Consider the following 14038-nt stretch of genomic DNA (forward strand, 5'->3'; position numbering starts at 1 on the left):
GTCACTTAGTCTTTTTCAAAAACTCCTACGAACTCCACTCGTTAGGAGTTTTTGTATACCCTAATAATAGATAAAGAACCAACCTCTCGGCTGGTTCTTTATCTATTATTCTTCTTTCAACTTCGCCAATTCTTGGGCAAGTAGCTTGAGGGCTACTTGTGGGTTGGCTTGGCCTTTGGTTGCTTTCATAAGGAAGCCTGTGAAGGCTTTGTCAGCGTTACGTTTACCTGACTTGAAGTCGGCTACGGCTGCTTCATTGTCTGCAAAGACTTGGTGGATAATCGGGATCAAGACTTCTGGGTCTGAAATCTGTACCAATCCAGCTTTTTCGACGTATTCACGCGCGCCGCCACCATTTTTCGCCAAGTGAACGAAGACTTTCTTGGCAATCTTAGATGAAATCGTTCCATCTTCGATAATGGCAATCATTTCTACCAAGTTTTCTGGCGTCAACTTGATCTCTTCCAGCGTTTTGCCTTCTGCGTTCAAGAATTGTGCGACTTCACCTTGGAGCCAGTTGGACACTTGTTTGGCATCGCCTCCAAGGGCTACAGCTGCTTCAAAGAAGTCAGAAGTAACTTTCGTCGCTGTCAATTGGTTGGCATCATAGTCAGACAAGCCAAGCTCTGCCACATAGCGAGCACGGCGGTCTTTTGGAAACTCAGGCAATGATGTACGCATTTCCTCGATCCACTCATCTGAGATTTCAAACAAGGGAAGGTCTGGTTCTGGGAAGTAACGGTAATCCGCTGCCCCTTCTTTGACACGCATAAGAATCGTGCTCTTGTTGGCCTCATCATAACGGCGTGTTTCTTGACGAATAACACCACCTGAACGCAAGATTTTCGCTTGACGCTCCACTTCGTATTCAAGACCTTTACGGACGTTTGAGAAAGAGTTCAAGTTTTTCAACTCCGTCTTGGTACCAAATTCCTCTTGACCGTATGGGCGAAGAGAAATGTTGGCATCGACCCGCATTGATCCTTCTTCCATCTTGACGTCAGAAATACCTGTGTATTGGATGACTTCTTTCAAAGCTGTCAAATAAGCATAGGCTTCTTCTGGAGAACGCATATCTGCTTCAGAGACGATCTCGATCAATGGCACCCCCTGACGGTTGAGGTCTACATAAGAGAAACCGTCTGTTCCGTGGGTGTTCTTACCGGCATCTTCTTCCAAGTGAGCACGTTCAATCCCAATTTTCTTAGTTGAGCCGTCTTCCAATTGCACTTCAATCCACCCATTATAACCGATAGGCTCATCAAATTGCGAAATTTGGTAGGCCTTTGGATTATCAGGGTAGAAATAGTTCTTACGGTCAAAGTGCATGTGCTGATGGATGTCCATATTCAACGCCAAAGCAGCCTTGATACCAGCGTCCACAACACCCTTGTTCAAGACAGGAAGCACCCCTGGGAAAGACCAGTCGATCACATTGGTATTGGCATTTTGCTCGTTTCCAAAGTGGGCAGAGGTTGGTGAGAAAATTTTTGAGTTTGTATTCAATTCAACGTGGACCTCAAGTCCGATGACTGTTTCAAAGTTCATTAATTGTCACCTCCGAAAATAAGGGGTTGTTGCTTGTGATAATCCGTTGTTGCTTCAAAAGCAGCTGCAGCTTGATAGATTGTTTCTTCAGAATACTTAGGACCAATCAACTGCAAACCAACTGGAAGTCCTTGCGCAAATCCTGCTGGAATCGAAATTCCTGGAAGACCTGCCAAGTTAACTGGAATGGTCAACAAGTCCGCCAAGTACATGGCAACCGGATCATGGTTAAGCGAATCCAAATCAAAGGCCACGCTTGGAGCTGTAGGACCAAGGATAAGGTCGTAATCCGCAAAGACTTTTTCAAAATCTTGGATAATGAGGGTACGGACTTGTCCGGCTTTCTTGTAGTAAGCATCGTAGTAACCAGATGACAAACTAAAGGTACCAAGCATGATACGGCGTTTAACCTCATCACCAAAGCCTTGGCTACGAGTGTTCACGTAGATATCATCCAAGTTTTTAGCATCTTCCGCACGGAAACCATAGCGAATACCGTCGAAACGTTGCAAGTTTGAAGAAGCTTCAGATGAAGCGATGATGTAGTAAACGGCAACCCCGTATTTAGAGTGTGGAAGGCTAACTTCTTCGACAGTTGCTCCCAATTTTTCAAAGTGTTTAGCCGCATTGAGGATGGTTTCTTTGACTTCTGGGTCAATCCCTTCCCCAAGGTATTCTTTCGGAAGGGCAATCTTCATGCCTTTAATGTCTTGACCAATCTTAGAAGTAAAGTCTGCTACACGAACAGGTGCAGATGTTGAATCCTTGGCATCTTCACTAGCAATAACATTGAGCAAGAGGGCATTTTCCTTGACCGTTGGTGCAAACGGCCCAATTTGGTCGAGTGAGCTACCAAAAGCAATGAGACCAAAACGGGAAACTGTTCCATAAGTTGGTTTGAGACCAACAATCCCGTTAAAAGCAGCCGGTTGACGAATAGAACCACCAGTATCAGAACCAAGGGACAAACGGACTTGCCCTGAAGCGACAGAAGCTGCTGAACCACTAGAAGATCCACCAGGCACCTTGCTGTGGTCCCAAGCATTCTTGGTTGGTCCATAGTACGAAGTTTCACCAGATCCACCCATGGCAAATTCATCCATGTTGGTCTTCCCGATGACAATCATATCTTTGGCCTTGGCATTGGCAACAGCTGTCGCATCAAAGATTGGCTCGTAGTTATAGAGCATTTTTGAAGCTGCAGTGGTCAAGATACCATCTGTTGAGATATTGTCTTTGACAGCGAGTGGAATCCCTGACAGGAGGTTATCTGCATCGATTCCTTTTTCATCAATGGCCTTGGCTTGCCCAAGGGCAGCTTCTTCAGCCACCGTCACAAAGGCATTGACGTCTTCTTCACGCGCCTTGATATCATCAAGCGTCGCTTGAGTCAATTCCGTTGCTGAAATTTCCTTAGAGACAAGGAGGTCGTGCAATTCTTCAATGGTTTTATGGTTGAATGACATTAGGCATCTCCTCCATCTTCTAGGATAGCTGGTACCTTGATGTAGTAGTTATCCTTTTCAGGTACATTTTTAAACAAGCGGTCACGGTCCGTCCCTTTTTCAGCAACATCCGGACGCAATACGGTCTTACGATCCGCCATGGTCGTTGTTGGAGCAACACCTGTCGTGTCCACTTCTTCCAACAATTCCACCATGTCGACAATTTTAGACAAGGTTGTCGCAAACTCAGCTGTCTCTTCTGGAGAGAATTTCAATTTTGAAAGATTGGCAACGTGGGTTACCTCTTCTTGCGTAATTTTCATCTTGCTTCCTTTCGTGAAATGATGATTTTTCAATACCTTCTATTTTACCATAATTTAGCCTATTTTGCTTGGAGGATAAAAAAACTGTAGTAACTTTTTTGTCACTACAGTTTACAGAGATAGAGCTTTTTCAAAACACTTATCGTATGGCTATCAAGAGCTTTCTCCAAGCTTCTAGAATTTCAGGTTTCAAATACTGTTTGGCCAACTCATATGAGGCTTGGTGCATGGACTCAAGATCACTTTCTAAGGCAAATACAATTTTGTCCGCCATCTGAGAAACAAGTAGGTCCTCATCCATAGTCTCGCTATAAGGAACCAGATAGCCATTCTCACCATCTTTGATGAAGGTTGGATTGCCGTAACGGGCATCAAAACCAACCAGGACTAAACCTGCTCCTACCGCTTCCATCAGGGTCAAACCAAAGGTCTCCCACTGAGAGGTTGTGACATAAAGTTCATACTGTGGGTAGACGTCACGCAAATCCGCATGCCCTCTAAGTTGGATGTAATCATTCGCCCCTAAAGTATCAATTAGATCTTGTAGATTCTCTTGCTCCCCACCTTTACCATAGATGTCAAAGCGAAGGTTAGGCTCTTTTTGATGGGCGAGGGCAACGGCTCTTATAGCCAAATCCAAGCGTTTACGTGGGTCCAATCGCGAAGCCGTCATCAAACTAAGAGGCTTCCTCTGCCCCTCTGGAAAACTAAGATCCTCCAAATGTCCCACTGCTAGGGCATAAATAGCGGCGTCTGTGACACCTTGCTTTTGCAGAGTATTCTCTAAAACAGCCTTTTGTGCCTCAGTAGCTGTGATAAAGAAGTCAAAGCGTTGGGCGTACTTAAAGATGTAATAATACTCATAGTAGAGGTCCCCATTTTCAAACTCATGCTCTGAATGAAAAACAAAGCCTAGCTTTGCAGGTGAATCCAGTTCATAAATCGGTCGCATAAACTCCATCAAGGAAGCCCTATCCAGCAATAAGGTATCCTCAGCTGTCAAAGGAAGTCTTGCTAGAAAACGACGCATGACCTCTGTCTTGGTCACTAAAATCTCAGTACCTCCTAGCCTATATAACCAACTGGCTCCTTGCTTAAGTTCTTCAAAGGCGATGCGACCATCTTTATTGTGATAACTTCTCCTGATGATAATGCCTTTTTCAAAGTATTCTGTGACTAACTTACTTGTTCCATACCACTCACGCTTCAACAGCATGCCATTGACGTGGTAATCTACATACCTCACACAACCTTTTTGGTAGGGATCCATCTTGAAAACCAAAGAAGTTCCATCAGAACAGGTATAGACAGAGTCTGTTTCGCTTTGGCTCTTCAAATCTAGACGTGTCAACTTAAATTTTTGCTGCAAGGCCCCCACTGTCAAAGATGGGATATGACTGTCTTGATCTGTAAAGCTAAGATAGGCATGGAGGAGTTCCTCGTAGCGATGCCCCAAAGAAAGATAATAATCTAATTTATAGGGTTGTGGCCAGGTCGTAAAGACAAACTTAGCAGGCTCATTTAATTCACGTAGCATCAAAGCTCTAGACGCCTGAGCCACATCGACACCATTAGGTTCATAGCCCACCAATAGGTTAAAGGTGTAAATCGTCATCTTTTTCCCCCTCCAATCTAGTAAAGAAAGCTAAGACTTCTTCCCTCTCGGCGAGTTTCAAAACCTCTTTCTGACTTTCAAGAGCCTTAGGGTAAAACTCTGCTTGCTGTATAAGTTGTCGGAATCCCTGCTCTAGTTCCTCTAAGGAAGTATAGACTGTTGGTAAGTCCTTATAGTAGTGACGATGAACCGTTGATTCTAAGCCAAAAAGCAACTGTCCATTTTCAATCGCATCCAAAGTTGCATCAGACACTTCACTTCCATAATTCAAGTCTAAATAAATGAAACAATTCCTTAGTAGCTCTTGATATTTCTCCTGACGAATCCCTGGGTAAAGATGGACATTTCCCTTATCTTCGAGACAAGTCAATTTTGGTCCCATACTAGTTTGAGCTCCGATATGAAAGTCAATATCCGGAAAAGCATCAACCAAGTCAGCTAGTCCCTCAATATTTTCAGAAGCAGTCATCACCATAGCCTGAGGCACAAAAGTCTGGGAACCTTCTTGTTCAGCACCAGCTAAATAAATCATGCCTGAGCAACGTTCCTCTTGTGGATAATAATTAGTAATCAAAACATGATTCACTTGACTTTGAATAAACTCAAGACCATCATGACTGTCGGAGCAATAGACCAGACGATCAGCATTCAAGGTCTGCAAAATCGGGATTAGATTGGAATCCATACAGATGATAGCTTCGTCTGACTTTAGAATTTGATTTAAAACAACCTTAGTTAATTCTTCCCTACCCGAGAAAATCCTATCTCTTCCTTCAGATTCTTGATCAATCAAGTACCCATCTTGAATATAGTGAAGCAAGACCTCTTCTTGATTACGATTAAAGTAAATATCCATAATGCCTTGTCTCTGATCATCCAGAAGTCGCTGTTTGGTACGCCAACCATAGCGATTATAGTCGTCTATCGCAACAACTTTTTCCCCTTGTCCAAACCATTGGACTTGTTTGACCGTACGTTCCTTTAGATTGTCACGAAAAATGACACTAGCACGACGGTCTTGACCATCAAAAATATAGGTCGTAATCCCCAAAGTCCACAATTCCCAATATAGAGGAACTGACAAATCGTTAAAAAAGAGTGGTTCCCCTTGATAATCTTCCTCAGAGGAATAAATAAATGATGAAGCTAAACTAATAGTAGCTTTATCTACATCTGTTTCAAAATTAGTGTAAAACACACGGTACTGGATACCAAAGGAATCTAGTAATCTTCTCAGTTTTTCCGTTGCCTGACTGGGTTCTTGTGCAATAATGAGCATAGTTATCCTTTCTGACTAATCCAAGCTATAAATAGCTTAACCCTCGACCTTTATTGCTCCAAAAATCTCAAGTTAACCTGCGCCATCTTATAGGTCTCAGTATCTTGAAGATTAGCTTCTTCCATTTTTTCAATCGCCCGTTTTAGACGCGTCTTATAAATATAACGGTGCCAGGTCAAATCATAGCCCAACATACCTAGCAAAGCTAGTTTTTCATTCTTAGCTTCCATCTCATCTAAAACACGCTTCTCAGTCCAGACCTGCGAAAGGGTATCTTTACGTCCCACTCGATACCAGTAGATACATTTTTCAGTATGGACAACACGATTTGCTTTTAACAAGAGTTTATACATAAGGAAGTTATCTTCAACATTTTTACCAACAGGAAAACGAAGGTCCTCGAATAAGGAAATCTTGTAGAGTTTCATCATGGCACATGCCCAAGCCATATCTCGTGTCTCTTGAATGGCATCCTGATCTATGATGTCTCTTCCTTCATAGAGGGTTTCAGAATAATCGTTCTCCGTTACCTTAATCAAAAACTTACTTGTACTCTCATTGAACAAGTTATAGTTGGCAATAGAAACATCTGCTTCATACTTTTTAAGCTGAGTGTATAAGGTCTCCACATAATCCTCTGTTACCCAGTCATCTGGGTCTACAAAGGTGATGTAATCACCTGTGGCTAGGTCAATCCCTGTATTTCGGGCTGCAGATAAGCCCCCATTAACTTGTCGCACATAGCGAATACGCGAATCTCTCTTGAAAAATTCCTTGCAAATCTCCTCTGAATTGTCAGGAGAACCATCATTGACAAGAATGATTTCAAGGTTTGGATAAGTCTGATTCACTATCGTTTCCAAACACTGCTTCAGGTAAGCTTCCACATTATAAATGGGAATCACAATACTCACTACTTCTTTATTTTCCATGGTCTATCTCTCAATCGTATCTATATAGTCTCGAACTGCCTCTACCATTTGGTCTACTTGGTCATTCTTGAACACTTGATTTTTTCCAGTGTGGTCATGATTGGTCTCTTCAAAAGAGAAAATTGGAAGACCCAACTGATGAATCGTTTCTGTGATATGATCAACCTCGTCAAATGGGTTGATATCCAAATAAAAATCTATTTTTTCCAAAACCTTTCGACTGGTCAATGGATCAAAGGATGGATAGAGAATAAGGTTTGGATACTGCTCCAATTTCACCAAATTAAACCCGAAATGAGAATGAGCCAAAACATGAAAAGCTACATCTGGAAGAGCCTGCAGTAAATGTTCCAATTCAAAGATGTCTGCCGTATTAGTATAAATAGCCGTATGGTAAGGAAAATCACCTACCATATCACTAAAGCTAAGCTTTAAGGATGGCTTTCTCAATAAGATGTCTTCCCAAGATAGGGCATAATAAAACCACCAAATATCTCTGAAACGGTTGAAACGCTTAGAGGTCCAAGGTTTATTGTGAGAGGTGTAATGAATAACCGCTGGCACCCCTTTAAAAACATCATACCAATCCAAGTCCCCATATCTGTACTGATCCTTGTCAGAGCCTACTTGGAGATTATAAGTCCATGGAAGTTGGTGCCAGGCGTCTTTAAAATAAAGATTCAAAATCCCTTGATCGCCATAAACATTTTGATGATGTTCCTTAGTTAATTCAAAAAGAGACTCTGTCACCTTGTGTTGTCGCCACAAATCGATGTCAATAACCATCAAACCAGCATTAAAACCATCTGTCGTCGTTGGACGATCCACTACCGCTCCAATACCAAATCCGCCCAGATCCACTTCAAAAAGTGGTGACAAATCCTGCGTGAAGATCATATCACAATCCAAATAGAGAACACGATCTTCTTGAACAAACTCGGGAATCACATAACGGAAAAAAGTCGCATAATGAATATGCGCACTTGGAAGCGAAAATTGTTTAAAGCTTTCTGCAGACACACGACAATTAAGAATTTCAGAATCAATAGCTTCTAAACGAAGATTCATCAACGTAAACCATTCTGTTGGTAAATTCTCATTTAGCACATAAATTTTCCACTGCCCTTTATGTGCACACAAAGATTTAAGAGCTACCTCTAACTTTTCCATATAGGATAGCTCAGCTACAAATACAACCGATTTTTTACCCATGTTTTCTTCCTCTCAAACTCTAACAAGAATATCATTTTTTAGAAAACATTACAATTTCTATCCCTTACAAAAAAAGCCAACCCTAAGGCTGACTTTAAATGGAGATCAATTTTCTCTTAGTGCTCCTTATATGCGTAAAACAGGATTCAGACTAGCACATGGCTTAGAACACCCAACACCTCTCAACTCATAGATGTCATTAGTCGAGAACTCACACCCTATTCTACAGAGGCACCGTTACTTGCGATAACTTCTTTGTACCAGTTAAATGATTTCTTCTTAGAGCGTTTAAGACTACCATTACCATCGTTATCTCGGTCCACATAGATGAAGCCATAACGTTTCTTCATTTCACCAGTTCCAGCAGAAACAAGGTCGATACAGCCCCAGGTTGTGTAGCCCCAAAGCTCTACACCATCTTCATTAATAGCATCACGCATAGCCTTGATGTGGGCTGCCAAGTAGTCGATACGGTAATCGTCTTCAACATAACCATTTTCATCTGGCGTATCCACAGCACCAAGCCCATTTTCAACGATAAACATCGGTTTTTGGTAACGATCCCAAATAGCATTGAGCGTAATACGAAGGCCTAGTGGGTCAATTTGCCAGCCCCACTCTGAAGCTTCCAAATAGGGATTTTTAATAGAGGCAAAGATATTTCCAGCAGTCTTTTCATTAACTTCTGGATCACCTGAAGCCACACGACTTGCATAGTAAGAGAAGGAAATAAAATCAACAGTATGCTCTTTAAGAAGGGCCAAATCTTCTTCCGTCATCTCAAGCTCAATGCCATCACGTTCCCACTGTTTCTTAGCATAATTTGGATACTCTCCACGAGCTTGAACATCAGTAAAGAAATAGCTACTACGGTCTTCTTGCATAGCTGCCCAGTAGTCACGTGGATGGGCTGTATTTGGATAATATTGACCTGCTGCCAACATACAACCGACCTTATTTTCAGGGTCAATCTCATGAGCCAATTTCGTCACCATAGCTGAGGCTACCAACTCATGGTGAGCAGCCTGATATTTAACCTGCTCCTCATTCTCACCCTCTTCAAAGCAGAGTCCTGCTCCCATAAATGGGGCATGGAGAATCATGTTGATTTCATTGAAAGTGAGCCAGTACTTAACCAAACCTTTAAAGCGTGTGAAAAGGGTACGGCAAAGATTTTCATAGAAGCCAAGCATCTTACGATTACGCCATCCTCCATACTCGGTAATCAAGTGCATTGGACAATCAAAGTGTGTGATCGTCACCAAAGGTTCAATGCCATGCTTGTGACATTCCTTGAAGAGGTCCTCGTAAAAGGCAAGCCCAGCTTCATTTGGCTCAGCCTCATCACCCTTAGGAAAAATACGTGACCAAGCAATAGAAAGACGATAGGTCTTAAAGCCCATTTCACCAAAGAGAGCAATATCTTCCTTGTAACGGTGGTACATATCGATACTTTCCTTGGCCGGATAAAAATAACCATCCTCAAAATCAAACATCTTGCGATGTCCAGTGATAATGGAAAGGCGATCCTCACCAATTGGTACCACGTCAACATTGGCTAAACCACGCCCATCAGCATCATAGGCACCTTCACATTGGTTGGCTGCTGTCGCTCCACCCCACAAAAATCCATCAGGAAAAGTTAATTTTTTAGTCATTATTCTACCTCCTATATATTTCGACTTAATATGGTAATAGTATACAATAGCCTGTAATCGTTTTCTTATAGTAAACTACGGAAAACTGATACTATCCTATGATTTTAGACAAAAAATTGAGAGTAGGACAGATTCCCACTCTCAATCCTCTCTCCATTATGACAATGATAAAAAAAGAGTAAGAACTAACTCTTACTCCACAATTGTTGCTCCAAGAACATTTTTAAAATGTCCAATAGCAAAGTCATGAGCTTCAGGCGTCAAGGAGGCTGTTGCACTCTCTACCACCTCGATATCATAGCCCAAATTATAAGCATCAATGGCCGTATGTAACACACAAATATCTGTTAAAACTCCTGTCAAAACAACTGTCGTCACACGACGCTCACGTAAACGAATATCTAAATCCGTTCCGGAAAAGGCTGAATAGTGTCGCTTGTCCATCCAAAAGACACGATGGTCGTCCTTGATGGCATCATATACACTAGCTAACTTACCATAAAGTTCTCGCCCAGATGTCCCTGCAATATTGTGAGGTGGAAAGAGTTTAGTCTCAGGATGGAAGGTATCTCCTTCATCATGTCGATCCATGGCAACAAAGATATAATCCCCATTGTCATAGGCTTCTTGAGTTACCTGAGCAATACGATCTTCAATGGCTTGGGCAGGCTTACCCGCCGTCAACTTCCCATCATCTGCCACAAAATCATAAGAGTAATCAATTGATATCAATGCCTTTGTCATGCTACTTTCTCCTTTTAAAAAAAGTGGGGCAGGTCCTCCTACCTCACTCTCTTTCAGTATTCTTCTTATTCGTATTCTTTCAATTTGTCGTAGATACCTTCGTTAAGGACTTTAAGATAAGTCCCTTTCATACCGAGTGAACGACTCTCAATAATACCAGCTGATTCCAACTTACGAAGGGCATTAACGATAACTGAACGCGTAATTCCGATACGGTCAGCGATAACAGATGCTGTCAAGCGACCTTCCAAACCGTCCAACTCGTTCAAGATAGCTGAAACTGCCTTGATTTCTGAGTAAGACAAGGTATTAATAGCCATGTTAATAGCCGTTTGTTTACGAATCGTTTCTTCCAAGTTCTCTGTTTGAAGGTTCAACAACTGCAACCCAACTACCGTAGAAGCTATCTCAACCAAGATAAGATCTTCATCCACAAAATCATGATCGTTACGCCAAATGATGAAAGAACCAAGACGCATACCACCACCATAGATAGGGGCAATTGTAGTCAAACCATCTGGGAAGTCATCTTTTGACTCCACTGGGAAAATGGTCAAGTCACTGTCAATACCAATGTTTTCTTGAGTATCATAAACACGGCTGATACCACGTGTGTATTCTTCTGGAAGTTGTTTAGCTTCAAAAAACTCTTCCACACGATCATTGTTGGTTTTGTACTTCATGGCAAAACCAAGGAGAGCACCACCACCATTAACGATAGCAGCGTTACAATCAATGATATCCGCCAATTGAGCAGCCATGTTGTTGTATGGAAGATCTCCTTCCAAGCTGTCTACTGAGCGTTGCAAGATAGATGTAATTTTACGTGTTTTAGCCAGCAAATTTGCCATATTTATTGTCTTCACTTTCTATTGTAATCATAATAATATCAAGCCTTGTACTAATCTTCTGCGTCAAGACTCACTAGCCCTATCATTATAGCACACTTAACCCAGAAATTGCAAACAATTGTCTGAAAATTATTTATTATTCTACTATTCATTATATTAAGTATATTATGGCATTTTTAGGGAGAATGTTCAGATTTTGCTCAAATATATCCCCCTTTTAAAAACAATAAAAACCGGACAAGCCTTATTGTCCAGTTTTTTAAGGAATTAGCGCTTGTAATATGACAAGACTCGTTCGATTTTATTACCGAGATCAGCCAACTCTTCCACTCGAGGAAGATAGACAATACGGAAGTGATCTGGTTCATTCCAGTTAAAGCCTTTACCTGGAACTAGGAGAACCTTCTCCTTCTTCAAGAGACGAAGACAGAATTCTTCATCATCTTCAATATCATACATGTTACGGTCAATCCTAGGGAAGATGTAAAGCCCTGCATCTGGCTTAACAGCTGATAGCCCTGGAATAGCGTTTACGGTATTCGTGATAAACTCACGTTGTTCATAGATACGCCCACCAGGAATCAAGAGCTCATCAACGGATTGGTAGCCACCAAGTGAAGTCTGAATAACGTGTTGAGAGAGCACGTTGGCACAGAGACGCATGTTAGCCAACATATTAAGCCCTTCAATATAGCCTTTGACATTCTTTTTAGGTCCAGAAAGAACCATCCAACCCACACGGAAACCACAGATGCGGTGAGACTTAGAAAGACCATTCATAGACACGCAGAAGACATCTGGTGCAAGACTAGCGATTGCAGTATGTTTCTTACCATCCATAACCAAGCGGTCATAAATCTCATCCGCAAAGATAATCAAATCATTTTGTCGAGCAATATCAACAATCTGTTCAAGAACATCCTTAGGATAGAGCGAACCTGTAGGATTATTGGGATTGATGACTACAATTGCCTTAGTATTTGATGTAATCTTTGATTTGATATCATCAATATCTGGATACCAGTTAGATTTTTCATCACAGACATAGTGTACGGCATTACCGCCTGCTAGACTGACACAGGCTGTCCAAAGAGGATAATCTGGCATTGGGACCAAGACCTCATCTCCATCATCAAGCAAGGCCTGCATAGATATGGAAATCATCTCTGAAACACCATTACCAATATAAATATCATCAATATCTACATTTGGGAATCCCTTTAACTGGCAATACTGCATAATCGCCTTACGAGCTGAGAAAATCCCTTTACTATCCGAATACCCTTCACTGTTACGAACATTCATAATTAAATCACGAATGACTTCATCCGGTGCTGTAAAGCCAAATTCCGCAGGATTTCCCGTATTAAGACGAAGAATCTTTTCACCGTTAGCAATCATACGGTTGGCTTCATCCAAAACTGGTCCACGAATATCATAGGCAACGTGTTCCAACTTTGATGATTTATCAAATGTTTTCATAAGTTAATCCTTTCAAAAGATACTAAAAGCAGATACATCTAGCAGAAAATAAGAAAATTCAACACCTGATAGGGATTTCCACTTTTATTGACACCAACTTTATTTAGGCTCAGCCATTTGGTATCATTTCTGAAGACTTGTCTTCCTATTGTTTAATTATCATGTTTCTTACGAAGCTAATAACAGATTGTATTATACCTCTTTTTCATGCAATCTTCAATTTTTAGATAATACTGAAATCTTCACATTACTACGGACATCCTAAAGTAAGCAGTCAAAAAAAGATTTCAGAAAATCCATAACAACGCTTTCATTTTTTAAATTAAAGGAGTATAATAAAGCTAAAGATAGGAGGTAGAGCTTATGTCTCAACAATATGAACGTATTATGGTAGCTGTCGACGGTTCTTACGAATCAGAACTGGCCTTTATTAAAGGTGTGCACGTTGCAAAACGTAATAATGCTCAGTTACTATTGGTACACGTTATCGATACACGCGCCCTTCAAAGCGTTGCGACTTTCGACTCTTATATCTATGAAAAACTAGAAGACGAAGCTAAAGCTGTTTTGGCTGACTTTGAACGCCAAGCCAGAGAAGCTGGTTTAACCAAGATTCGCAAAGTTATTGAGTTCGGTAATCCTAAGAGCCTCTTGGCTGTTGATATCCCTGATAAGGAAAATGTTGACCTTATTATGGTTGGTGCCACTGGTCTCAATACTTTTGAACGCTTGCTTATTGGTTCATCTTCTGAATACATTCTCCGTCACGCAAAAGTTGACTTGCTCATTGTTCGTGACTCTGAAAAAACACTTTAGTCACCTCTCACAAGCACCTCTGGTGCTTTTCTCATACAAAAAAAGAACCGAGATTTTAACTCTCAGTTCTTTTTTTGTGATAAATTGTAAAATATAGTGCAACAAAAAAACTCATAGCCTTTCATTGGTGTAA

Annotated in this window: 12 protein-coding genes; 1 reads left to right on the plus strand and 11 read right to left on the minus strand. The window is 41.3% G+C overall.

Annotation, left to right across the window (positions count from 1 at the left end; genetic code table 11):
* Positions 1-105 precede the first annotated feature (105 nt).
* The 11 genes from gatB to AX662_RS06170 form a co-directional block, all read right to left on the minus strand.
* Positions 106-1548, minus strand: coding sequence for an Asp-tRNA(Asn)/Glu-tRNA(Gln) amidotransferase subunit GatB (gene gatB / locus AX662_RS06120; protein WP_002891678.1), 1443 nt, complete (start codon positions 1546-1548; stop codon positions 106-108).
* A complete protein-coding gene (gatA, locus tag AX662_RS06125) occupies positions 1548-3014 on the minus strand; it encodes an Asp-tRNA(Asn)/Glu-tRNA(Gln) amidotransferase subunit GatA (RefSeq protein ID WP_060971918.1) in 1467 nt (488 codons plus the stop codon). Before gatA ends, gatB begins: the two co-directional genes overlap by 1 nt.
* A complete protein-coding gene (gene gatC, locus AX662_RS06130; protein ID WP_002884769.1) occupies positions 3014-3316 on the minus strand; it encodes an Asp-tRNA(Asn)/Glu-tRNA(Gln) amidotransferase subunit GatC in 303 nt (100 codons plus the stop codon). The genes gatA and gatC overlap by 1 nt, the downstream gene beginning before the upstream one ends.
* A 139-nt stretch (positions 3317-3455) precedes the next feature.
* Positions 3456-4931 carry a glycosyltransferase gene (locus AX662_RS06135; RefSeq protein ID WP_060971919.1) on the minus strand — a complete coding sequence of 492 codons (1476 nt, stop codon included), beginning with the start codon at positions 4929-4931 and terminating at the stop codon, positions 3456-3458.
* On the minus strand, positions 4912-6210 hold the full coding sequence (locus AX662_RS06140) for a hypothetical protein (protein WP_060971920.1): 1299 nt from the start codon (positions 6208-6210) through the stop codon (positions 4912-4914). The genes AX662_RS06135 and AX662_RS06140 overlap by 20 nt, the downstream gene beginning before the upstream one ends.
* A 50-nt stretch (positions 6211-6260) precedes the next feature.
* On the minus strand, positions 6261-7142 hold the full coding sequence (locus AX662_RS06145; RefSeq protein WP_060971921.1) for a glycosyltransferase family 2 protein: 882 nt from the start codon (positions 7140-7142) through the stop codon (positions 6261-6263).
* 3 nt (positions 7143-7145) lie between these two features.
* The gene (locus AX662_RS06150) at positions 7146-8354 is read right to left on the minus strand and encodes a glycosyltransferase (RefSeq protein ID WP_060971922.1); all 1209 of its coding nucleotides are present in this window, start codon (positions 8352-8354) and stop codon (positions 7146-7148) included.
* 218 nt (positions 8355-8572) lie between these two features.
* Complete coding sequence (locus AX662_RS06155) at positions 8573-10012, minus strand: 6-phospho-beta-glucosidase (protein ID WP_060971923.1); 1440 nt, start codon at positions 10010-10012, stop codon at positions 8573-8575.
* Positions 10013-10204: 192 nt separating this feature from the next.
* Positions 10205-10756 carry a cysteine hydrolase family protein gene (locus AX662_RS06160; protein ID WP_014634960.1) on the minus strand — a complete coding sequence of 184 codons (552 nt, stop codon included), beginning with the start codon at positions 10754-10756 and terminating at the stop codon, positions 10205-10207.
* Between the two features lie 65 nt (positions 10757-10821).
* Positions 10822-11607, minus strand: coding sequence for a GTP-sensing pleiotropic transcriptional regulator CodY (gene codY / locus AX662_RS06165; RefSeq protein ID WP_002884784.1), 786 nt, complete (start codon positions 11605-11607; stop codon positions 10822-10824).
* 267 nt (positions 11608-11874) lie between these two features.
* Complete coding sequence (locus tag AX662_RS06170) at positions 11875-13089, minus strand: pyridoxal phosphate-dependent aminotransferase (protein WP_004183315.1); 1215 nt, start codon at positions 13087-13089, stop codon at positions 11875-11877.
* Between the two features lie 363 nt (positions 13090-13452).
* Here AX662_RS06170 and AX662_RS06175 point away from each other — a divergent pair, with 363 nt between their 5' ends.
* Positions 13453-13905, plus strand: a complete 453-nt coding sequence (locus AX662_RS06175) for a universal stress protein (RefSeq protein ID WP_002884397.1) — start codon at positions 13453-13455, stop codon at positions 13903-13905.
* Positions 13906-14038 lie beyond the last annotated feature (133 nt).

Source organism: Streptococcus sp. CCH5-D3 (assembly GCF_001556435.1).
Taxonomy (GTDB): Bacteria; Bacillota; Bacilli; order Lactobacillales; family Streptococcaceae; genus Streptococcus.

What these genes read in the sequence shown, in the direction of transcription:
- codY (WP_002884784.1), bottom strand. Translation starts at nt 11,607, where the DNA reads ATGGCAAATTTGCTGGCTAAAACACGTAAAATTACATCTATCTTGCAA.
- AX662_RS06170 (WP_004183315.1), bottom strand. Translation starts at nt 13,089, where the DNA reads ATGAAAACATTTGATAAATCATCAAAGTTGGAACACGTTGCCTATGAT.
- AX662_RS06140 (WP_060971920.1), bottom strand. Translation starts at nt 6,210, where the DNA reads ATGCTCATTATTGCACAAGAACCCAGTCAGGCAACGGAAAAACTGAGA.
- gatB (WP_002891678.1), bottom strand. Translation starts at nt 1,548, where the DNA reads ATGAACTTTGAAACAGTCATCGGACTTGAGGTCCACGTTGAATTGAAT.
- AX662_RS06135 (WP_060971919.1), bottom strand. Translation starts at nt 4,931, where the DNA reads ATGACGATTTACACCTTTAACCTATTGGTGGGCTATGAACCTAATGGT.
- AX662_RS06150 (WP_060971922.1), bottom strand. Translation starts at nt 8,354, where the DNA reads ATGGGTAAAAAATCGGTTGTATTTGTAGCTGAGCTATCCTATATGGAA.
- gatC (WP_002884769.1), bottom strand. Translation starts at nt 3,316, where the DNA reads ATGAAAATTACGCAAGAAGAGGTAACCCACGTTGCCAATCTTTCAAAA.
- gatA (WP_060971918.1), bottom strand. Translation starts at nt 3,014, where the DNA reads ATGTCATTCAACCATAAAACCATTGAAGAATTGCACGACCTCCTTGTC.
- AX662_RS06160 (WP_014634960.1), bottom strand. Translation starts at nt 10,756, where the DNA reads ATGACAAAGGCATTGATATCAATTGATTACTCTTATGATTTTGTGGCA.
- AX662_RS06175 (WP_002884397.1), top strand. Translation starts at nt 13,453, where the DNA reads ATGTCTCAACAATATGAACGTATTATGGTAGCTGTCGACGGTTCTTAC.
- AX662_RS06155 (WP_060971923.1), bottom strand. Translation starts at nt 10,012, where the DNA reads ATGACTAAAAAATTAACTTTTCCTGATGGATTTTTGTGGGGTGGAGCG.
- AX662_RS06145 (WP_060971921.1), bottom strand. Translation starts at nt 7,142, where the DNA reads ATGGAAAATAAAGAAGTAGTGAGTATTGTGATTCCCATTTATAATGTG.